At 69.7% G+C, this 19,761-nt stretch carries 19 protein-coding genes; 3 read left to right on the plus strand and 16 right to left on the minus strand.

What is annotated here, in order from left to right:
• Positions 1-8 precede the first annotated feature (8 nt).
• Genes metX through OG439_RS19675 form a run of 15 tightly spaced genes read right to left on the minus strand, consistent with a single transcriptional unit; the run spans position 9 to position 17,118 of the window.
• On the minus strand, positions 9-1,124 hold the full coding sequence (gene metX / locus OG439_RS19605; protein ID WP_326950804.1) for a homoserine O-acetyltransferase MetX: 1,116 nt from the start codon (positions 1,122-1,124) through the stop codon (positions 9-11).
• Positions 1,125-1,175: 51 nt separating this feature from the next.
• On the minus strand, positions 1,176-2,138 hold the full coding sequence (cysK, locus tag OG439_RS19610) for a cysteine synthase A (protein ID WP_326950805.1): 963 nt from the start codon (positions 2,136-2,138) through the stop codon (positions 1,176-1,178).
• Entirely contained in the window at positions 2,113-2,979 is an 867-nt protein-coding gene (gene dapF, locus OG439_RS19615) for a diaminopimelate epimerase (RefSeq protein WP_326950806.1), read from the minus strand. Before dapF ends, cysK begins: the two co-directional genes overlap by 26 nt.
• A gap of 35 nt (positions 2,980-3,014) precedes the next feature.
• The gene (locus OG439_RS19620) at positions 3,015-4,625 is read right to left on the minus strand and encodes a YqcI/YcgG family protein (protein ID WP_326950807.1); all 1,611 of its coding nucleotides are present in this window, start codon (positions 4,623-4,625) and stop codon (positions 3,015-3,017) included.
• A gap of 32 nt (positions 4,626-4,657) precedes the next feature.
• Positions 4,658-6,136, minus strand: coding sequence for an alpha/beta hydrolase (locus OG439_RS19625; protein WP_326950808.1), 1,479 nt, complete (start codon positions 6,134-6,136; stop codon positions 4,658-4,660).
• Between the two features lie 48 nt (positions 6,137-6,184).
• Complete coding sequence (locus OG439_RS19630; protein WP_326950809.1) at positions 6,185-7,549, minus strand: ATP-grasp domain-containing protein; 1,365 nt, start codon at positions 7,547-7,549, stop codon at positions 6,185-6,187.
• Complete coding sequence (locus OG439_RS19635) at positions 7,465-8,676, minus strand: MFS transporter (RefSeq protein ID WP_326950810.1); 1,212 nt, start codon at positions 8,674-8,676, stop codon at positions 7,465-7,467. The genes OG439_RS19630 and OG439_RS19635 overlap by 85 nt, the downstream gene beginning before the upstream one ends.
• Positions 8,673-9,617, minus strand: coding sequence for a branched-chain amino acid transaminase (locus tag OG439_RS19640; protein ID WP_326950811.1), 945 nt, complete (start codon positions 9,615-9,617; stop codon positions 8,673-8,675). The genes OG439_RS19635 and OG439_RS19640 overlap by 4 nt, the downstream gene beginning before the upstream one ends.
• A gap of 13 nt (positions 9,618-9,630) precedes the next feature.
• Complete coding sequence (locus tag OG439_RS19645) at positions 9,631-10,776, minus strand: GNAT family N-acetyltransferase (RefSeq protein WP_326950812.1); 1,146 nt, start codon at positions 10,774-10,776, stop codon at positions 9,631-9,633.
• Between the two features lie 26 nt (positions 10,777-10,802).
• Entirely contained in the window at positions 10,803-12,020 is a 1,218-nt protein-coding gene (locus tag OG439_RS19650; RefSeq protein ID WP_326950813.1) for an ATP-grasp domain-containing protein, read from the minus strand.
• Positions 12,017-13,036 (minus strand): Ldh family oxidoreductase, encoded by a 1,020-nt coding sequence (locus OG439_RS19655; protein WP_326950814.1) that lies wholly within the window; start codon positions 13,034-13,036, stop codon positions 12,017-12,019. Before OG439_RS19655 ends, OG439_RS19650 begins: the two co-directional genes overlap by 4 nt.
• Entirely contained in the window at positions 13,033-14,097 is a 1,065-nt protein-coding gene (locus tag OG439_RS19660) for a mandelate racemase/muconate lactonizing enzyme family protein (RefSeq protein WP_326950815.1), read from the minus strand. The genes OG439_RS19655 and OG439_RS19660 overlap by 4 nt, the downstream gene beginning before the upstream one ends.
• The gene (locus tag OG439_RS19665; protein ID WP_326950816.1) at positions 14,094-15,401 is read right to left on the minus strand and encodes a KamA family radical SAM protein; all 1,308 of its coding nucleotides are present in this window, start codon (positions 15,399-15,401) and stop codon (positions 14,094-14,096) included. Before OG439_RS19665 ends, OG439_RS19660 begins: the two co-directional genes overlap by 4 nt.
• Positions 15,401-16,384, minus strand: coding sequence for an AurF N-oxygenase family protein (locus OG439_RS19670; RefSeq protein WP_326950817.1), 984 nt, complete (start codon positions 16,382-16,384; stop codon positions 15,401-15,403). Before OG439_RS19670 ends, OG439_RS19665 begins: the two co-directional genes overlap by 1 nt.
• Positions 16,384-17,118 (minus strand): TauD/TfdA family dioxygenase, encoded by a 735-nt coding sequence (locus OG439_RS19675; protein WP_326950818.1) that lies wholly within the window; start codon positions 17,116-17,118, stop codon positions 16,384-16,386. Before OG439_RS19675 ends, OG439_RS19670 begins: the two co-directional genes overlap by 1 nt.
• Positions 17,119-17,403: 285 nt before the next feature.
• Here OG439_RS19675 and OG439_RS19680 point away from each other — a divergent pair, with 285 nt between their 5' ends.
• Complete coding sequence (locus OG439_RS19680; protein ID WP_326950819.1) at positions 17,404-17,526, plus strand: hypothetical protein; 123 nt, start codon at positions 17,404-17,406, stop codon at positions 17,524-17,526.
• A 7-nt stretch (positions 17,527-17,533) separates the two neighbouring features.
• On the opposite strand, the gene OG439_RS19685 is transcribed toward OG439_RS19680, so the two are convergent.
• Entirely contained in the window at positions 17,534-17,953 is a 420-nt protein-coding gene (locus OG439_RS19685; RefSeq protein ID WP_326950820.1) for a HEAT repeat domain-containing protein, read from the minus strand.
• A gap of 519 nt (positions 17,954-18,472) precedes the next feature.
• Here OG439_RS19685 and OG439_RS19690 point away from each other — a divergent pair.
• Complete coding sequence (locus OG439_RS19690; RefSeq protein WP_326950821.1) at positions 18,473-19,240, plus strand: PIG-L deacetylase family protein; 768 nt, start codon at positions 18,473-18,475, stop codon at positions 19,238-19,240.
• A 31-nt stretch (positions 19,241-19,271) separates the two neighbouring features.
• The gene (locus OG439_RS19695) at positions 19,272-19,730 is read left to right on the plus strand and encodes a MarR family winged helix-turn-helix transcriptional regulator (protein WP_326950822.1); all 459 of its coding nucleotides are present in this window, start codon (positions 19,272-19,274) and stop codon (positions 19,728-19,730) included.
• Positions 19,731-19,761: the final 31 nt, after the last annotated feature.

The raw sequence follows: 19,761 nt of genomic DNA on the forward strand, positions 1-19,761 counted from the left end.
ACCGGTGGTCAAAGGGTGGACAGGAACTTCGCCACGGGCGGTCCGACGCGGTCGATGTCCACGAGGAACGCGTCGTGCCCCTTGTCGGACTCCAGCGACAGGAACTCCACCTCGGCCCCACCGGCGCGCAGGCCGTCGGCGATCTGCCGCTGTTGCCGCAACGGGAACAGGATGTCGGTCTGCGCGCCCATCACCAGAGCCTTCTCGACGCGCAGCCGGGACAGCGCCTCGGCGGTGTCGCCGCCGCACGGCTCGCCGAGGTCGAACCAGTCCATGCTGCGGCTGAGGTAGAGGTAGCTGTTGGGATCGAACCGGTGCACGAACCGGCGCGCGTGGTGCTCCAGGTACACCTCCACGGTGAACTCCGGGCCGAACGAGTGGTGATCCACCCCGGTGGCCGGGTCCGGCTTCGCACGGCCGAAGCGGCAGTCCCACTCCTGGGCCGATCGGTAGGTGGTCATTCCGATCTTCCGGGCGGTGATCATGCCGCGCTCGGGATAGCACTCCGCCGCATAACGACCGCGGTTCCACTGTGGATCGGACCTGATCGCCTCGCGCTGCAGGGAACGGATCGCGATCGAGAACGGCAGGGAGTGCACCGCTCCGGAGATGTTGACGTGGCTGCGAGCCAGGTCCGGGTGACGTGCCAGCAGGGCCAGTGCGCTCATCCCGCCCATCGAGGCACCGATGACGCACGCCAGCCGCTCGAAACCCAGCGCACGCGCGGTGAAAGCCGCGGCGTCGGCGATGTCCTCGATGGACAGTGCGGGGAAGTCCAGCCGATAGGGCTCGCCCGTGGCCGGGTCGGGCGAGGACGGCCCGGTGGAGCCCTTGCAACTGCCCAGCGAGTTCACGCAGATCACGTACCAGTGATCGGTGTCGATCGGTTTGCCCGGCCCCAGCATCGCCTCCCACCAGCCGGGGCCGGGATCATCCGGCTGGGACGCGGCGTGCGCGTCGGGCGAGAGACCCGTGAGGATCAGCACGGCGTTGTCCCGTTCCGCGTTGAGGCGCCCGAAGGTCTCGTAGGCGATACGCGCGCCGTGCAGCACGCCACCGCGTTTCATCCTGAAGCCGTCCGGCACGCGGACGAAGCGCGTCGCGGGCGGAATGAATTCCCTCATAGCTCAGATCCGGTCGGGTCGGTGGAACCTCAAGGGCGGATTGGTCGGGAATCAGCGATCGAGGGCGGCCAGCCATTCGTCGTCCGAACCCTCGGATATCCCTTCGAACCAGAAACCGGACAGATAGCGTTCGCCGGTGTCCGGCAGCATCGCGAGCAGCACCGAGCCCGCCGGCGCGTTCTGCGCCACACTCAGCGCCGTCGCGACGGTGGCGCCCGCGGACATGCCCGCGAAGATCCCCTCTTCGGCGGCGAGGCGCCGCGCGGTGTCCCGGGCTCGCTCGTCGTCGACGGTCACGAGTTCGTCGATCACACTGCGGTCCAGGACACCGGGTTCGAAGTTCGGGGCCAACCCCTGCAGCTGGTGCAGGTTCCACGCCTGACCGGCCAGCAGCGCCGCTTTGGCCGGTTCGAGCACCACGATGCGCACTTCGGGACGAGCGAGCTTGAGCATCTGGCCGACTCCGGTGACGGTGCCGCTGGTGCCGAAACCGGTGACGAAGTAGTCCAGCCGCTTCCCGGCGAAGTCACCGAGGATCTCCGCGGCCGTGGTCTCCCGGTGGTACGCGGGGTTCGCGGGGTTCTCGAACTGGCGGGCCCGGAACCACCCGTGTTTCCCGGCCAGCTCGTCCGCGATGCGGTTGCCGCCCAGGCTGCCGAGGTCGCCGGGGAACAAGATGACCTTGCCGCCGTAGGCGCGGATGAGCTTGCGTCGCTCCACCGAATAGGTGTCCCCCATCACCGCCACGAACCGGTAGCCACGCGCCGCAGCCACCATCGCCAGCGCGATGCCGACGTTGCCGGAAGTGCACTCCACGATCGTGTCGCCCGGCTTGAGTTGTCCTCTGGCCTCGGCGTCGAGGACCACGGCGAGGGCCAGGCGGTCCTTGACCGAGCCACCGGGGTTGAACGACTCCACCTTGACGTACACCGTGACGTGCTCGGGCGCGAGCCGGTTCAGCCGTACGATGGGCGTGCGGCCGACTACGTCAAGAATGCTGTTGTAAAGAGGCATGACGAAACTTTCCTTCGTAGACGGTTGTGGCCGGACCGGCCAGGACGATCCGCTCGCCGTCGTCCGGCCAGCTGATCTGGAGTTCGCCGCCGGGCACGGAGACCGTGACGCTGCGGTCGACGCGTCCCCGACGCATCAGCACAGCCGCCGCGGCGCACGCCCCGCTGCCGCAGGCGAGGGTCTCGCCCGCGCCGTACTCGTGGACGCGCAGCCTGATCCGGTCACGCGACACGACCTGGGTGAAACCCACGTTGACGGTGGGCGGGAAGATCGACGAGGCCCGCACGGCCGGACCGATCCGCGACACCGGCGCGGCGTCGATGTCGTCGACCTCGATCACGACGTGCGGGTTGCCGGTGGACACGGCGGCGAAGCGGACGAGTGTCCCGTCTTCCAACGCCGTCTCGTAGAGGTCTTCCTGGCTCTCGAAACCGAACAGCGGGATCTGCTCGGGGGAGAACCGCGGCACGCCCAAGCCGATGCTGAAGGCACTGTCTCCCAGTACCTCCACCGAGTGCGTGCCGCTCGGGCTGTCGAGCGCGAACCGGGGCCCTCGCGCCAGACCGGCGCGAAGCAGCCAGGCGGCGACACAGCGCGCGCCGTTGCCGCACTGCATCGAGCGCGAGCCGTCCGCGGTCCAGATCTCGAAGGACGCGACCGCCTGCGCGCTGCGTGGTGGTCTCACCCCGAGGATCAGGTCACACCCGACGCCTCGGTGGCGGTCCGCCAACGCCCGGCAGAGGTCGGGCGAAGGCGACGCCGTGTCCCGCAGATCAAGCACGACGAAGTCGTTGCCGCAACCATGCATCTTGGTGAACTGCCACAGGGGGGACGTTGTCACCCGACTCGCCTCCCGGCCGTGACGCCGCCCCGGTTTCATCGATCCGCAACGGTCTCGAAGACGGGCGCGACCATGTCCATGATGGAGTCGACCGCACCGCCGTCGGTGCCCTCGCCAGGTGTGGCGGTGAACTCGGCCAGTTCGATACCCAGGACGTCGGACGCGGGGATGGACTCGAGTATCGCCCGGATCTGGTTCGGCAGCAGCCCGTCCGGCACCTGGTAGTCGGCCGGGACGTAGCCCGGTTCGAGCACGTCCCAGTCGATGTGCACCCATACCCGTGATCCGTTGACGGCCTGCGCCACCCGTCGCGCGGTGGCTTCCGCCGGCGGGATGATCCGGACGCCGGCCTCGTCCAGCAGCACGCGCTCGGCCGGATCGATGTCACGTGCTCCGATGAGGATGACCTGACGGGGGTCGAGCCCGGCGCCGTGCCCGCTGTCCCACAAGCCGCACGCACCCGACAGCGCCATACCGCCGAGGTAACCCGACCCGGTGGTCTCCGGGGTGTTGAAGTCCCCGTGCGCGTCGATCCACAACACGAGGCAGTCCGGGTGTTCTCGCGCCACCACGGGCAAGCTGGCGAGGCTGGCCGCGCAGGTGTTGGCGACCATCACCGTGCGGTGGTCGGCCGTGATGCTCGCCGACACCGCCTGTCCCAGCGCGGTGAGGGTTTCCCCGGCGGCGGGCAGGCTGACGCTCCAGTCGTCGTCCACCGGAGCGCCGGGCCGGCCGACGTACTGCCCTTTGGCGTCGTAGCGCTGCTCCAGCGCGTGCGCGGTGCGCTCCGCGCCCTCCAGCATCCCCGGCGCACGGTCGCCTATCCGCCCCTGGGACACAATGATCTCGATCATGGACAGATCCCCCTCTGATTTCTTGATCACATCCGCCGGACGAGCACCTCCGCCAAACTCGAAGGGGCACTTGTCCACTCTCTCGATGTTGTCTTCCACGAGACCGTACTGACACCATTCGAGTGCGCCGGCCCCATAGGAACCCAGCTGCCAGGAATGCGGGATACCGTCGTAACGGCCGATTCGGTCGCGGATGTTCGAGCGGACCTTGCGGCCGCTCGGCGTGTCACCGGCGAAGATGTCGAACCGTTCTCGCGGGTTGATGACGAGGATGAAGTGCCCGCCGAGATTGCGGCTTCGACGGACCCGGTGCGCAGGACTGCTCATGTTGCAGAAGAGCGGCATTCCGTCGAAGCACATGGACCAGGCACCGGAACGCGGATCTCGGCCGATGTCGTCCGGCCAGGGCGCGGGATCGATCTCGTGCAGTTCTTGAAGGATCTTCCAGCCGAAGGTGTGGTAGTCGTCGACGGTCCGCGCGGCGACGGCCTCGCGCGAGAACGCCACGACCAAGGGGTACGCGGTGTCCAACCTGCCGTCCCACGCCCGGGACAGTTCCACGTAGTCCCGCAGACCCTCCCCCAAGCTCCGGATTTCCCTTCTCCCGCGGTGTTCGACGAAGATGAATTTCACCAAGCGTTTTTTGAAGGCGTTCCTGGAGAACACACACGGAAACTCCGGATCGGCCAGGCGGGACTCGACATCATCGAGCACCGCGCGGTGCCAGCCATCGGCGTCCTCGCCGACGCGTGTCTGGGAGATCAGACTCGTTCTTTCGTTCGACTTGTTCACCTGAGTTGTCCATATCTCACTGAAGTCGGCCGTCAGGGCGTGGGCTCTGGATGGGCTGGGCACACGACGTCCGCGGCGGGCATCGCCGCGGTCAGCAGGTAGTCGGTCGCGTAGCCGTCGACGCAGGCGTTGCGAACCTGCGGACGGTTGTACAGGCCGTGCGAGCCGCCGCCGCTCTCGATGATCATCCGGGAGGACGGCACCATGTCGTGCGTACGGACGGCGCCTTCGAACGGCGTGGCACCGTCCATTGTGGCCTGCAGCATCAACACGGGTGGCAGCCCGCGGCCGTCGATGGCCATGGGCTGTCTGTTCGGCACGGGCCAGTACGCGCAGGGCAGGCCGGACCACGTGTTCGCCCAGGTCTCGAGCGGCGCTTTGGCCGCGTAAGCCGTGCTGTCGCGATCCCAGCGGGTCCAGTCCCGCGGCCACACGCCCTCGTTGCAGCTGATCGCGGTGTAGGCCGCGGTGGCGTTCTCGGCCGCAGCGGACGTCGGCTCGGCCAGCCGGGCCAGCTCCACCAGCGCGGCCGGATCGGACCTGGTCGCGTAGTCGCTCAGCGCGCGGGCGTTGCTCACCCAATTGGTGTCGAAGTAGGCGGAGTTGAGGATCACGGCGTCCAGCTCGCCCGGACCGAGCACGCCGATCGCCGCGTGGGCGAGCCGGGCGCGGGCCTTCCCGCCCGCGACCTCGACCGCCTGCCGGGTGACGCCGAGGTGGAAGACGTCGTCGTGGCGCGCGATCCAGTCGAACCACTGCTCCGCTCTGGCCTGCAACGCCACGTCCTGATCCAGGTTGCCGCGGTACCAGACGTCGGCCGGGTCGGCGTCGGCCACGCTGTCGAGGACCATGCGGCGCACCCGGCCGGGGAACAGCTGCCCGTAGACCAGGCCGAGATAGGTGCCGTAGGAGGATCCGTAGTAGGAAATCCGCTGCTCTCCCAGTGCTTTGCGGATCTCGTCGATGTCGCGGGCGGTGTCGGTCGTCGTCAGGTGCGGCAGCTCGGCCCCCGATCGCCGGGCGCAGCCGGTCGCGTACTGCCGCGCACGGGCGGCAGCACGCGCTTTGTCCGCCGGGCCGCCGGGGTCGGGGTCGGAAACGGGCTGGGCGAAGAACGCCGGCCCGTCCACGCAGCTGATCGGACTGCTGCCGCCGACACCACGCGGATCGAAGCCGATGTAGTCGTAGACCCGCCGCACCGAGTCCGGGAGGATCGCCGCCCGGTACAGGCCACTGCTGCCGGGCCCGCCGGGGTTGTAGACCAGGACGCCCTGCCGTTGGGCCGCCGGCCCCGTCGCCTTCAGTTTCGACACTTTGACGGTCAGCCGGGCGCCCGACGGCCGGTCGTAGTCCATCGGCACCGAGATCGTGCCGCACTCGTAGTCCGGATGGTCTTCACAGGGGTGGTCGAACAGCACCCGCGGCGTCGCGGGTGCTACCGCCACCGCGACCGATGCCGGTGGAATCAGCCCTGTCACGAGCATCGCGACGGCCGCCAAGACGAGCTTCATCGCATCTCCGTTCTTCTCGGCCGGGCGCTACCACCGGCAAGGCTCGAATCAGGTGCCGGCCCCGACGTCGTCGGCAAGACCCGCGGACACGGACACCACCAGCGCGCAACGGGCGACGGCCTCACGTGCCCTGCGCACGGCAGCCTCGGCATCCGGGCCGTCGGCCCGGGCCCAGAGCGGCCGGGAGGCCGAGTCACTGAGACGACGTACTTCGTCGCCGACCGCCACGGCCAGCTGGACGTGCGAACCGTTCGCCCGAGCCTCGTCGAGACCGTCCACGCGCGTCAGGGTCCCGGTGCACGGGGCGGTACCGAACCAGATGGCCTGTACCGGCCCGTGGGGCTCGCTCAGCCGCCGGCGCGCGTCCGGCAGCACCGGTTCGCCGAAGGTGTGCCGGACCGCCAGGTCGACCAGGTCCACGCCGGTCGCATCGCGCACCAGGTAAGGGATCTCATCGCCGGCGAGCCGCAGGTGGGTCTCGATGGTGCGGGGGCCCACCTCGGTGAGCACCAGTTCCGTGTGACACGGTCCGTCCCGCACCCCCAGCGCGGTGAGAACCCGGCGCGTGTGGTCGGCGGCCGCGGCGAGCACGGCCTCGGGCAGATCCGCCGGCAGCACGTGGCCGAGCTCCACCAGGGTCGCGGGATCCGAGAATTTCCGGGTCACCGCCACCACGAGGTGCTCCCCGTGCTCGGAGAAGGATTCGACGCTGATCTGGACCCCGTGGAGGAACTCCTCCACGAGCACGCTCGCGGAGCCACTCCGGCCGGTGTGCGTCGAACCGACACAGCGCCGATAGGCCGCGGCCGACCGGTCCGGATCGGTGATCACGCCGACACCCGCACTGCCGGAGCCGTCGAGCGGTTTCACCACCCACGAACCCGGGTGGTCCACGAGCCAGCCCCGCAGTTCCTCACTGCTGTTCACGACGCGGGCCAGGACGTATTCGACACCGGCCGACCTCAGCGTGCGGCGCATCCGGTCCTTGTTGTGCACGGCGGCCACGGTGGCCGGGTCGTGCCCGGGCAGTCCGAGCGCGACACCGACCGCGGCCGCCATGTCCTGGTCACGTTCCCCGAACGTCACGACTCTGGTGATCGGATCGGCTTTGTCGACCAGCTGGGCCGCTTCGACCCACTCACGGGCCGAACAGCGCGCGCCCAGAGCCAGCACCCGCTCGTGCGCACCGGGCTGCTGAAGCTTCGGCAACAGGGGCAGCTGGCACAGCACGGACGTCCTCGTGCCCGGCCGGTGCTCCCGCAGCAGCCGGGGGATTTCCAGCCCGCCGCCGACCACCAGTACGTGTTCGGAATCCGCCACGTCCTCACCTACCTCTTCACCAGGGCACGGCTTCTGCCACCGGCCACCATCAGCACGCCACCTACCGCGAACGCCACGGCCAAGCTCGCCCACCCCAACGGACCGCGTAGCACTACGGCCGTCATGAAGGGCGGCCCGAACGACAACTGCGCCGCGTTGCCGACGTTGAAAACACCCAGGTAGGCACCCATCGCACGGTCGGGCGCCAGCCGATGGGACAGTTCGAACGCCGCGGCGGAGTGCATGTTCTCCCCCACGGTCAGCACCATGACCGCGGCGACGGCCAGCCCGATCGCGCCCGCCGGGCCCGCCGGCTCGGCGGCCAGGAACAACAGGCACGAACCGGCGAGCGGAGCGAGGGCACGAACCACCGTGCGGCGAGCCGCGGCCGGGCCCGCGCACCACCGCGACAGCGGCACTTGCAGCAGCACCGTCAGCACCGTGTTCGACGCCAGCAACGGGCCGATCAGCGCGGGCGGCGCCTGCGTCCTGGTCACCAGCCAGAGGGGGATCAGCGTGAACAGCACCGAATCATGGAGTGAGAGCACGGCGTTGCCGATGGACATCAGCACGTATCGACCGTCCACCTTGGACCGTTGCCTCGGCTCGGCTGACGGCGCGGGCCGCGGGAGATCCCTCCCCAGTACCCGCACCACGACGAGCAAACCGACGTACGACAAGGCGTTCACCGCGAACCCGAGCCGGAACGACCACTCCGCGCCCATCGCGATCAGCACCCCGGAGCCCAGCAGCCCGAGGCTCATCCCGGCATTGCGCACGGTCCGCAGGACCGCCATCGATCTGGTGCGTTCGTCGGCCGCCTCGACCTGCACCACGAACGCCTGCTGGACCGCCGGGGCCGCCCGATCCAGCACGCACACCGCGCAGGTCAGCACCGCGTAGGCGGAAAAGGACGACACGAACACGAACCCGCTGTAGCCGATCGCTCTCGCCAGCAGCAGCACCGACCAGACGCGGTCGGCGCCGAATCGGTCGGCCAGGGCGCCGGCGAGCACCGGGGACGCCAGCCCGAGCAGGTTCGCCGCACCCAGCACCACACCGATTCGCACCGGGTCGACGCCCAGGTACGTGACGACGAAGACCGGCGCGAGCGCCAGGAACAGCCCGCTGCCCGTCGAGTCCCCGGCGGCCGCGCAGGCCAGCAGCCGTCCGGCGCGCGTACGCGGCGCGTAGCTGTCGTACAACCGGCGGGTGATCACGGCGCACCGGGTGCGGCTTCGAGGACATCGGCCGGAGCGGTCACCCAGTCGCGGTGTGCCGGCAGCCGACCCGAGACCGCCTGGTCGAACGCGCTTCGCAGGGCACCGAACACCGGCCCGGGCCGCTCGTCGCCGACCGGCATTCCGTCCAGACGCGTCACCGCGACCACTTCCATGGCCGTACCGGCCAGCAGCACCTCCGCCGCGGTGCGCAGCTCGATGCGGGCGAGCGGCCGCTCCCTGGTGGGTATGCCGAGGTCGTCCGCCAGCGTCAGCACCGCGTCGCGCGTGATGCCGGGCAGAATGCCCTCCTCGGCGGGCGGCGTGACGAGCGTGCCGTCGACGACCGCGAACACGTTCGCCGCCGACGCCTCGGCCACCCGGCCGGCCTGGTTGAGCAGAATCGCCTCGTGGTCGCCGCCACGCACCGCCTCGAGCCGGGCGAGCGACGGGTTCAGGTAGCCCCCCGTGGACTTCACGCTCGGTGGCAGCTGGGCCGGGCCGCTGCGAACCCAGCCGCTGACGCGCACCCGGATACCGCCGCCGGCCTCCGGCAAGTACCCGGCCCACTCCCAGCAGCCGATCGCCACCTGAACCTGGTCCAGCTGGGCCGCGACGGACATGACGCCCGGTCGCAGGAAGACCAGCGGCCGCAAGTAGCCCGATGACAGTCCGGAACGCTCGACCAGCTCGGCGCAGGCGGCCACGATCTCGCGGCCGGTGAACGGAATCCGCATGCCGAGGGCTTGCGCCGACGTGAACAGCCGGTTCACGTGCTCACGCAGGCGGAACACCAGCGGCCCGGAACGGCCGGGGTAGAACCTGATCCCTTCGTACGCCCCCCACCCGTAGTGCGTCGAGGGATTCATCAGGTGCACAACGGCGTCGCCGCTGTCCACGAGCCGGCCGTCCAGCCACACCGGGCCGTCGGTCACGTTCATCGGTGCCTCCCTCTCAAATTCCGCACTCGTGCGTCAACCGCGCCCGCTCGCCCCGGTCCTGCAGCGCGAGCGCGGAGCGCAACGACTCGTCGTCCGGCAGCCGGAACACGCCGTGCCGGCGCTCGAAGTGGCAGCCCCGCGTGCGCTTGGCCGGATAGCCGGCCAAGCCCAGCTCGAACCGCCGTACGCCGCGAGGGAGACCCCATTCCAGAGCGTCGTAGTAGACGACGTTGAAGTAGCAGAAGTCCTTCGGCCCGAGCCGGTCGTAGTCGAAGCCCGCCGTTCTCGCGTAGAGCGTCTCGTCGCGGCGCAGGCAGATCACGAAGCCGACCGGCTCGTCCTGCCGCAGCGACCTGATCACCACCAGCTCCGGTCCGCACCACCGGGCCAGCGCCTCGAACTCCAGGACGGTGCGCTCTCGCTCGGCGGGCAAGCCGTAACGGGTGCGCAGATTGCACCGCAGGTCCACCAGGTCGGACCCGATGGCGTCCGGCCCGGTGGCGATGTGGCTGCGGTCCGGGCCGGCGAGGTAGTCACGACGCTCCTTCAGTACCCGGCCGCGTCGCCGGGACGACAGCGAGGCGACGTAGTCCTCCCAGCCGGTTCCTTCGCACTCCAGCACGCTTTCCGCGCCCAGCACCGCGATCTGGTGCTGCGGGGAGAGCGCCGGCCGGAGCCGGTCGAGGAACTCGTCCGTCAGGTACAGCAGGCCGTGACTGGCGCACCCCAGCTCCGCCGCGGCGTCGGCCACCGCACCGGGCAACCCGCGGCACACCTCGATCCGCTCGTCCGGACCGAGTGCCGGATCCACCACCACCCCGTGGTGGGCGCCGTACGTGCCCAGTGCGACGCTCGGGTAGGCCTTCGTCCGGGCGGCTTCCAGGTCCAGCGCTCGGAAGCGATCGGCGAGATCGGCGGCCAGCCGATCGTGATCACCGAAGGCACGTTCGTCACCGATCATCGCCGGCACGTCGTAGAACCGCAGCCCGCCCGGCTCCGGCGAGCGCAGCAACGGAGCCGAGAGCACCGGGCGGCCGGCACGGATGGCGACCAGGTTCAGCACCTCGTGCAGGGGCAGCTGCCCGGCCACCCGGCGGAACCCGGCCGACGACCACACCGGCGTGCGGCCGAACGGATCGACCCACGTCTCACTGTCCACTTCGGATGGTTCGGCAAGGATCCACTTCACCGGTCGCACGCCGCCTCGCTCCGCTCGGCCCGCCAGACTGTCCTGGCCTGCAAGAGATCGGCCGACAGCCGAAGGCGGTCGCACAGCTTCCGTTCGTCCGGCGCCGTCACCGTCCAGCTGAGCACGAAGTCCCCGGACTTGCGGCTCTCGTAGTCCGCCTCGTCCCAGAACTGCCCCGGGCGGGCGAGCACATCCAGGTCGTGCAGCCAGTCCTCGGTGCCTTCGGGCGGGCCCGACGGCAGCTCGACCAGCCGGCCACGCCGGGGTGGCAGCCCGTAGTTCGCCACCGGCAACGCGGCTTGCGCCGCCCGGCTGATCGCGTCCACGTCGACGGGCAGCCCGGCGGCCACCCGCAGCCACGTGCGGCGCAGATCGCAGTTCAGGGCTCGGTCGAGCATCGGCGGGATCGGGTGGCCGGGCAACCGCGAGGCGATCTCGCAGAGCACCGGTCGCCGGCCCTCGGCGACGAAGAACTCCGCGTGCAGAAGGAGACTTCCGGCCGACGGCAAGGCGTCGACCACCTGCCACAGCTCCTCGCGCAGGGCGGCGCGCCACGGGTGGTCGCCGGCCAGCAGATGGCTTCCGCTGCCACTGTCCTGCAAGTGCGCCAGACATCCCAGTTCGGTGTAGGCGGCCGGGAGGGCGAACACCCTGCGCCCGTCCACCACCAGGCCGTCCACGTGAACGACGTCGCCGGGTACGAACTGCTCGGCCAGATGATCGGGCAGTGTCGCCGGCAACCCGGCGAGATCGGACTCGGTGTGCAGCACCCGAACCCCGACACTGCCGGAGGACGACCGCGGCTTCACCACGAGAGGAAGGGCGAATCGAGAGGCGAAGCCGCGGACCTCCGCGGCGGTCTCCACGCGCTGCCAGTGCGGCCCTGGCAGGCCGGCGTCGGCCAGGTGCTCGCGCATCAGCGCCTTGTCCCGGTACGCCGCCGCACTCGGTCCTCGTTGCCCGGGCAGGTCGAGCAGGTCACGCAGTCGCGCCGCGGCCAGCACGTCGGCCTCGGCGAAGGACACCACCCGGCTGATCGGATTCCGACGCGCGACTTCCAGTCCGGCCGCGACCACGGCCTCGGTGGTGTACTCGCCGACCACCGTGACCGATCCCGCGCCGGAAGGCACCGGCCCGCCCGTCACAACGGCGCAGCCGGCGACATCGGTGAGATCAAGACCGCGCTGACGCGGGCTGAGCAGGACGAGGATCATCGCGGGTCCCGTTCCAGTGTGTCAAGCAAGGCGATGGTCGCCGCGTCGAGCTCGATGCCCTGCGCCAGCTGGCGCTCCCGGTTCCGGTGCTGCGGATCGCCGGGAACGAGCACGGGCCGCGCCGGATCGGCGGCGCGGCTGCCCTGCGTGGCGTCCAGCAACCGGGCCAGCGCCGCCGTGGCGGCTTCGGCACCGCCGAGCACCTCCGGGTCGATCGCCAGGAGCAGGTGGGCCACACCGCGGCCGTGCCGCGCCGTGCCGACGTGGGCCATTTCGAAGTCCAAGGGACCCCCGACCAGCACCGCGGTCAGCAAGGTGACGGCCATCCCCAGCCCTTGGCCTTTGTAGCCGCCCAGCGGTGCGAGTCCGCGTGCCCGCGAGGCGTCGAGGGTGCCGACGCCGTCGACGTCCACGGCCCAGCCCGGTTCCAGCGCCCGGTCCGCACGGCCGCGTTCCTTGATCTCGCCGAAGCACACCTGACTGGTCGCCATGTCCAAGCAGAACCGGTCACCGTAGGCCAGGGCGACCGGGTTGGTGCCCAGCAACGGATCGACGCCGTTGAACGGCGCGACCCGCGCCGCCGCCGAAGTGGTCACCAATCCGACCAGGCCGTGCGCGGCGATCCGGCGCGCGTAGCAGCCGGCCGCGCCGAAGTGGTTGGAACGACGGACGCCGATCAGCCCGATACCGTGCGTCTTGGCCCGCTGCACCGCGAGCCGGGCGCCGTGCAGCGCGGCGACGACGCCGAGCGCGTCACCGGCGTCGACCTGCACCACCGGTCCGGTGTCCTTGACGATGACGATTTCGGGTGTCGCGGTGGCCACCGAACGCCGGAGTTCGTCCAAATAGGAGCCCAGCAGCCGGACGCCATGGGTGTGCACGCCCAGCAACGAGGTCTCGACGAGTACCTCGGCCACCTCGCGCGCCTCGGCGACGCCGTGCGCCGCGAGGGCAGTGGTGGCCACCTGCGTGATCTCGGCCGGATCGTGCCACCGGCGGGCGTCGATCGTGGTCAAAGCAGGCTCCCTGCCGGTTCGATGTGGGCCGGGGATTCCCAGTCCGGGACAAATCCGGTACCCGGGCCGGATGCCAGGCGGATACGGCCGGCGTCGTCCAGCAGCGCGCCATGACCGGTGTCGGTGGCCAAGAGCGCGATGGTGTCCAAGTCCACGTGGTCGGTCAGCCCGGCCAGGTGCGCGGCCGCACTGGCGCCCGCCGAGGACTCGGGCAGGCAGCCGAGCATGCTGCCGAGACCCGACTCCCGGCAGAGGCGCACCATCTCCAGGGCCGGGGTGATGCCACCGGCTTTGAGGACCTTGATGTTCACGCCGTCGAAGACCCCGACGGCCGACGCGACCTGGTCCGGGGTGGTCACCGACTCGTCGGCGAAGACGGGCAGGACGCCAGCGGCCCGCAACCGGCGGTGGGCAGCGACCTCGTTCGTGCCGAAGGGTTGTTCCAGCGCCACCACGCCCAGCTCCGGCAGGAGGTCGAGGACGTCGAACAGCTCCTCGGGCCGCCAGCACGCATTGCCGTCCACCCAGAACGGCGCATCGGTGTGCTCACGCAGTGCTCGCAACACGTCGATGTCGCCGGCCCGTGCCAGTTTCACCTTGTACAGCCGCCACCCCGGAACGCGACGGAGCTTGTCGACCATCGCCGTGACGGTGTCGAGACCGATGCTGTAGCTCGAGGATCTCCCCGTCGGGTCGGGCAACCCCAGGTGGTCGTACAGCGGCGCACCGGACAGGCGGGCGGCCAGGTCGTGCCCGGCGATGTCCAACGCCCCCAGGGCGAACGGACAGTCCGCCAGGATCGGCCGCAGCCGGTCCCAGGTCTGCGCCGGCGCCGTCGGGTCCGCGTCGCGCAACAGCGGCCGCACATCCTTCATCCGTCGAAGAAGTACTTCGGCGGTGGAGTTGTAGTCGGCCGTCATGAACACCGATGCCTCGCCCCAGCCGGAGCACCCGTCGGCGGACAGTTCCACCAGTACGGCCTGGTGCGCCGGAATCTCCTCCCGCGCACACCGCCACACGTCCTTGTCCACCATGCGCACCAAGTGCGTCCGCAGCCTCATCGGATGCCACCGGCGAAGAACTCGGCGTCCTGCGTCGCATAGGGGGTCAGTTCGTCCCACCATTGCGCACGGGGGTCGAACACCGCGTGAAAGGGACGGCCGACCAGGTCCGGGTCACGTGCCTGAAGGAATCGCAGTGCGAAGGCGGGTCCTTCGTGCAGCTGAGTGATCCCGTCCACGGCGACCTTGCCCGGGGACGTCGACATCACCGGGCCGCGGGCGGTGCGGCCCAGACCGGACAGCGCCCGCACCGCACCCTGGTACGTTTCGAGGGCGCGGGCGATCGGCAACCCGAAGTACCGTCTCGCGCCGGTATCCCGCTCGACGAACATGTAGTAGGGCACCACACCGTGGCGGACCTGGCTTTGCCACAGCTGTGCCCACGTGTGCGCGTCGTCGTTGACGTGCCGGACAACCGGGGCCTGCGAGCGCAGCACCGCCCCGGTGGCGGACAACCTGCGCAGGGCATCGCGCGCCGCCTCGGTCGACAGCTCCGCCGGGTGCGACAGGTGCAGCATCAACGCCACGTGCTTCCCCGCCAGCACCATCCGTTCGAGCAGCCGCAACAGCTCATCGGCGTCCCCGCCGGCCAGCAAACGGTGCGGCCAGAACGAAACCGCCTTGGTACCGATGCGAACCGTCTGTACGTGGTCGTGTTCCGGCCGCAGCAACGGCTCCAGGTACTGACGAATCAGCTCGGTGCGCATCACCAGCGGATCTCCGCCGGTCAGCAGCACGTCGACGATCTCCGGATGCCCGCGCAGGTAGTCGGTCATCACCTCCGGCCCGGAAACCGCCTGGCGCAGGTCCGGCCGGTCGACGAACTGGGCCCATCGGAAGCAGTAGCCACAGTAGCTGTGGCACGTCTGCCCGTGGCGCGGAAAGACCAGCAGCGTCTCACGGTACTTGTGCTGGAGCCCCCAGCTCTGACCGTCTTCACCGGGCACGTTCAGGGTGATCTGATCACCAGGGTGCGGGTTGAGCCGGTCCCGGACACTGTCGGCCACGGCCCGCAGACCCGCCCGGCTCTCCGTGCGCATCGCCGACTCGACGGCTGCGAAATCCGCCGCCTCGAGCATGTCCCGGTGCGGGAAGACCAGTCGGTACATCCCGTCCGACGGTGCGCGGTCCCAGTCGATGAGCTGGTCGACGACGTACGAGCTGACCTTGAACGGCAACACCTGTGAGACGACGTCGACCTCGTGGGCGAGTCCGGCGTCACGGGTGCGATCGAGCACCAGCTCACGCAGCCGGCGCCCGGAGACCGTGCGCAGCGCCACGGCCTCGACGACCGGAGTGGCCATCACTTGTTCACTTCCGCTTTGCCCCAGTCGAAGTCGACCTGGCCGAGTACGTCCATTTCGGACATCAGCGAATGCAGGCCGGTGTAGTCGCGCACCAGCCGAGCACGGGAGGTGTCGGCCCTGGTCTCCGCTATCATTCGTTGCCGGCCGGGGACTTGCTCGATCTCTAGGATGCGTTCCCACGTGGAGTAGTCGGTAGCCACGAACGCCTCCAATCCCGCGACCAGCATGTCCAGGAAGAACCGCTTGCGATCCGGGTCGAGCACCTCGTAGATGACTTTTCCGAGTTCGTCGGAAATCGAGGCGTGGCAGTACTCGTCCCGATTGTGCAGTGTCGCCGTCGTGGAGTTGACGACCTGGATGTCCGGGTCCGCGGCCAGCAGGTCCAGGTAGGCGTTGATCGAGATCTCCGAGACCGTGGCGAAGGCCAGTGTCGTCAGACTGCGCTGCCACCGTTCTTCGGCTCGATCGCGCAACGCCTGGTGCACGACGGCGGTGTGCGAGTCCGGAAGCCAGGCGTCGGGCAGCGCGGCTTGCCGCTTTCGCCGGGTCACCGCACTGGCACCGATGTGCATCAGGGTGTGGTACTGCTCGTCCACCATCGCCTGAGCGAGCGCGATCTCCATGGTCGGACCACCGAGGCCCGGGAACTCACCCTCCATCACCAGCGCGAAAGCCGGGTTCGCCACCCGCTGCTCGGCCAGCACCGTGTGCCGGTTGTAGGCGATCCACGCCCAGCTCAGCAGACGCGAACGGACATGGTCGGGAAGCCCCAGCCAGGTCGGATGGTCGCGGAAGGGGACGAGGTGCTCCGGGTAGTCCGGGCGGCCGACGTCGAACAAGTCGTCGAGGTCCGGCTCGTCCCGCTTCACCGTCGCCCGGCGCCGCCAATTGCCGGCGAGGCGACCTATGACGGCGCTTTCGACGTTGTTTTCCGGGTCGAACGACGGCAGCCCCGGAATGTGCAGGAGGTTTTCTTCCATCACGCCACCCTCCGGTCCGAGACCCAGAACCGGGTCAGATGGCGCCGCTTGTCCTGATAACTCGACCGCGCGTGCAGCATTCGCTGGTTGTCCCAGACGAGCAAACCATCGTCCGGAACGAGAATGCGAGTCCGGAATTCCGCGAAAAGGTCACTGACCCGATGGGCCAGCGCCCGCCCGGCCGGCCCCAGCGGCAGCTCGCCCTCGACGGGAGCCGCAGCAAGAGGCGGATCGTAGTCGCCCGCGGTCAGCAGGTTGAAGCTGAACCTCAGCAGCCGCCGGCCGCCGGCCGCCGAGCCGAGCATCGTGGTGCGCAGCCGCCTCCCGTCCGCCGCCGGGAACACGAGTTCGGGCTCGACCAGCAGGGCCGCTTCCTCCTCGGTGAGCATGGGCAGCAGCGTCTCCACATCGAGCAGGTCCGTGTGGCCACCACCGCAGCGAGCCTGCCGGTGGCAGTACAGCGCCAGGTAGGCAGGACTCGGGTCCCACCCGGGCGCCTCCGTGTGCGCCAGAATGGTGTTCGCACTCTGTGAATACGAGCGCCCGTCGTTACCCGCCCGATAGGTGACTTCGTGGGTGGGCGAACCGCTGTACTGCGGAATGAGCTCGCCGATTCGCCCCAGCACTTCGGCCGCGGAATCCTGTCCGCCGACATCCCGCAGAACTACGTAGCCGTGCTCGTCCAGCACATCGCGGGCAAGCTCCGCCGGTGCCGGCAGAAATGGTCTCCCCATTGACTGCCCCCTGTTTCATCAGTAAAAGCGCCAAGACCGCTCACAGCGGTTGCCACTGACGGATCTCGCAGGCCCCGTGGCGCGGCCGATCGACGACCGCGGCCCCGCACGCCGATCCGGGTCGCGACGCGTCACCCCAATCCCCGGACGAGCCTCCCCGAATCTCTCCCAGCCCTCTTGGCTCGAACACCGTCGCATCGGCCGTCGACAATCCGTCGACAATCCGTCGACAGTCGATCAAGGCCCCGCCGCTCGCGTTCTGCCGATGGATGTCAGTCGTTCCCGGTGCCCTACCTCTGGCGGGAGCTGCCCGGCCATTCGCCGGTCGCCGCCGAGCACGCCGACGTCGACACGTGGCGGATCTATCTCAGCGACTTCGGGCCGGCCACATCGACGCATTCGACCTGATGTCTGGTTACAGGTGGCGGGAATCGATCCGCCACGCCAGCAGCGACAGAATCGCCAGGCGACGTACGACGGCATCCGGATCTTGGCGAATCGTGCGGCAGAGCAGTGGCAACACCCGTCGGCCGACGTCCTTGCCGAGCCGTCGCCGACCGAGAGCGGCCACGGCGTGCCGGCGGATGATGAGGTGTGGCGAATTCAAGCCGGTCACCGCGGTGCCCACCTCGTGCGCTGCTATATCGCAAAAGCCGTTACCAGGCGCGAAATACTGGCCCAGCGCAGGCAGGTACGCCGGGCGCCGCTCGATGAAATCCGCCAGGGGGTGGCAATCCCGCGGCGGCGCGACGACGGCACTGACCACCACTTCCGAGGGGAGGCTTTCGGCCCGGTCGAGAACGAGGTCGAGGCGACCGAGGCGGGACAGCGACATCGCAGGCCCGGGAAGGCTGCGGGACCGAGGTCACGCAGAGCCGATTCGGCGCCTTCGGACCGGACGTCGCCCTCGGAGTTTCCCAGCAGAGGAGCCAGGTACGCGGCGCGTTCGGGGGGTGGGAGTGCGGCGACGCCGGCCAGCGCGACCGACCGCGCGTGCAGGCCGGGAAGTGACGGCGCACCTCGCCGGCGGTCAGGACGCGCCTGATCACCGTGTCGTGCTGTTCCTCGTCGAGGAACAGCACCACGAAGTCACTGCGGGTGACGCCCTTCTCGCGAAGCGTCTCTCGCGCTCGGAGGCAGACGCGGACCAGCGCCGTCAGGTAGCGGTCGAAGGTGGCCTGCCAATGCTCGGCTGTCCCGGAGCACGCCTGAGCGGTCAGGTCCTTTCCCAGCGTGCGGCCGCGTCGTCGGGGAGCCAGTTGTCGAGGTGGAGCTCCCAGCCGCCCGTGGCAGCCGTTCATCGGCACCTCCGAAAGAACCGGCGGCCGGTTCCGAGGTGTGGAAGGTTGGCGCCATGACAGTGCCTGCGCTTCCCGAGGAGTCCTTCCACCGCGTGCTCTGCGTCGTCGCGCACCCTGACGACATGGAGTACGGCGCGTCCGCGGCCGTCGCTCGCTGGACCGCGCGCGGCATCGAGGTCGGCTACCTCCTGCTCACCCGCGGCGAAGCCGGCATGCCGAACCCTCCCGAAGAGACCGCACGCCTGCGTGTCGCCGAGCAGCAGGCCGCCTGCGCCGCCGTCGGCGTCACTCACCTGACCATCCTCGAACACCCGGACGGCGTGCTCGTCTACGGCCTCGACCTGCGCCGGGACATCTGCCGGGAGATCCGCCGGTTCAAGCCCGACGTCGTCCTCGGCACCGGCTACGAGATCGAGACGCCCTTCGGCTTCGACCAGGCCGACCACCGCGCGGCCGGACTCGCGACGCTCGACGCGGTGCGCGACGCGGGCAACCGGTGGGTCTTCCCGGAGCAGGTCGACGACGAGGATCTCGAACCGCACTCGGTGCGCTGGTTGATCCTTCCCGGGCTGGCCGGTTTCGCGACCCACGGCGTCGAGGTCACGGGTGAGCCGCTGCGCCGCGGCATCGCCTCGCTCGAAGCGCACGCCGCGTACCTGGCCGCACTCCCGGACCACCCGGCCCCGGAGGACTTCATCCCGAAGTTCACCGCGATGAGCGGCAAGGCCATGGGCGTCGAGCACGCCGTCCTGTTCCGCGCCCACGACCTGCAGGCACCACCGGAGTTAAGCATCGGCGAACCCCGATCAGGAGATGCATAAAGGATTAATATAAAGCTGCTATGCTTCGGGCATGAGTCGCCGAGACGCCGCGCGCGGCGCTTCCGATGCCATCGGGTCCGCCCTCTACGGGCTGGCCACCAGGGCCGTGAGACGTCTTCCCCGCGACATGAGCCTGACGTCCGCCGCCACCTTGGCCACCCTGGACAAGACCGGTCCGCGGCGGATCACCGATCTGGCGGCGGCCGAGGGCGTCACCCAGCCCGCGATGACCGTCCTGGTCCGGGTGATGGAGGAAGCCGGGCTGGTCGAACGGAAAGGCGATCCGTCCGACAAGCGGGTCACGCTGGTGTGCCTGACCGAGGCCGGCGCCTCGTACGTCCGGACGCGACGCCAGGCGGGCGTCGACGCGTACGCGCGGTTGATCGGCGAACTCACCGGTGACGAGGTCGAGGCCCTGGCCGCTGCCCTCCCGGCGCTGCGGCACCTGGCGGAGCTCGAAAGCCACGCCCGAGAAGGGGCGGACCGGTGACCGAGGCCGAGACGATACGTTCCGAGGCACG

This window comes from Amycolatopsis sp. NBC_01307 (genome assembly GCF_035975215.1).
Classification (GTDB): Bacteria; Actinomycetota; Actinomycetes; order Mycobacteriales; family Pseudonocardiaceae; genus Amycolatopsis.

Bases quoted from the DNA above. Each gene is read 5' to 3' on its own strand.
- metX (WP_326950804.1), bottom strand. From the start codon at position 1,124: ATGAGGGAATTCATTCCGCCCGCGACGCGCTTCGTCCGCGTGCCGGAC.
- cysK (WP_326950805.1), bottom strand. From the start codon at position 2,138: ATGCCTCTTTACAACAGCATTCTTGACGTAGTCGGCCGCACGCCCATC.
- OG439_RS19625 (WP_326950808.1), bottom strand. From the start codon at position 6,136: ATGAAGCTCGTCTTGGCGGCCGTCGCGATGCTCGTGACAGGGCTGATT.
- OG439_RS19640 (WP_326950811.1), bottom strand. From the start codon at position 9,617: ATGAACGTGACCGACGGCCCGGTGTGGCTGGACGGCCGGCTCGTGGAC.
- OG439_RS19650 (WP_326950813.1), bottom strand. From the start codon at position 12,020: ATGATCCTCGTCCTGCTCAGCCCGCGTCAGCGCGGTCTTGATCTCACC.
- OG439_RS19660 (WP_326950815.1), bottom strand. From the start codon at position 14,097: ATGAGGCTGCGGACGCACTTGGTGCGCATGGTGGACAAGGACGTGTGG.
- OG439_RS19665 (WP_326950816.1), bottom strand. From the start codon at position 15,401: ATGGCCACTCCGGTCGTCGAGGCCGTGGCGCTGCGCACGGTCTCCGGG.
- OG439_RS19670 (WP_326950817.1), bottom strand. From the start codon at position 16,384: ATGGAAGAAAACCTCCTGCACATTCCGGGGCTGCCGTCGTTCGACCCG.
- OG439_RS19675 (WP_326950818.1), bottom strand. From the start codon at position 17,118: ATGGGGAGACCATTTCTGCCGGCACCGGCGGAGCTTGCCCGCGATGTG.
- OG439_RS19685 (WP_326950820.1), bottom strand. From the start codon at position 17,953: ATGTCGCTGTCCCGCCTCGGTCGCCTCGACCTCGTTCTCGACCGGGCC.
- OG439_RS19690 (WP_326950821.1), top strand. From the start codon at position 18,473: ATGACAGTGCCTGCGCTTCCCGAGGAGTCCTTCCACCGCGTGCTCTGC.
- OG439_RS19695 (WP_326950822.1), top strand. From the start codon at position 19,272: ATGAGTCGCCGAGACGCCGCGCGCGGCGCTTCCGATGCCATCGGGTCC.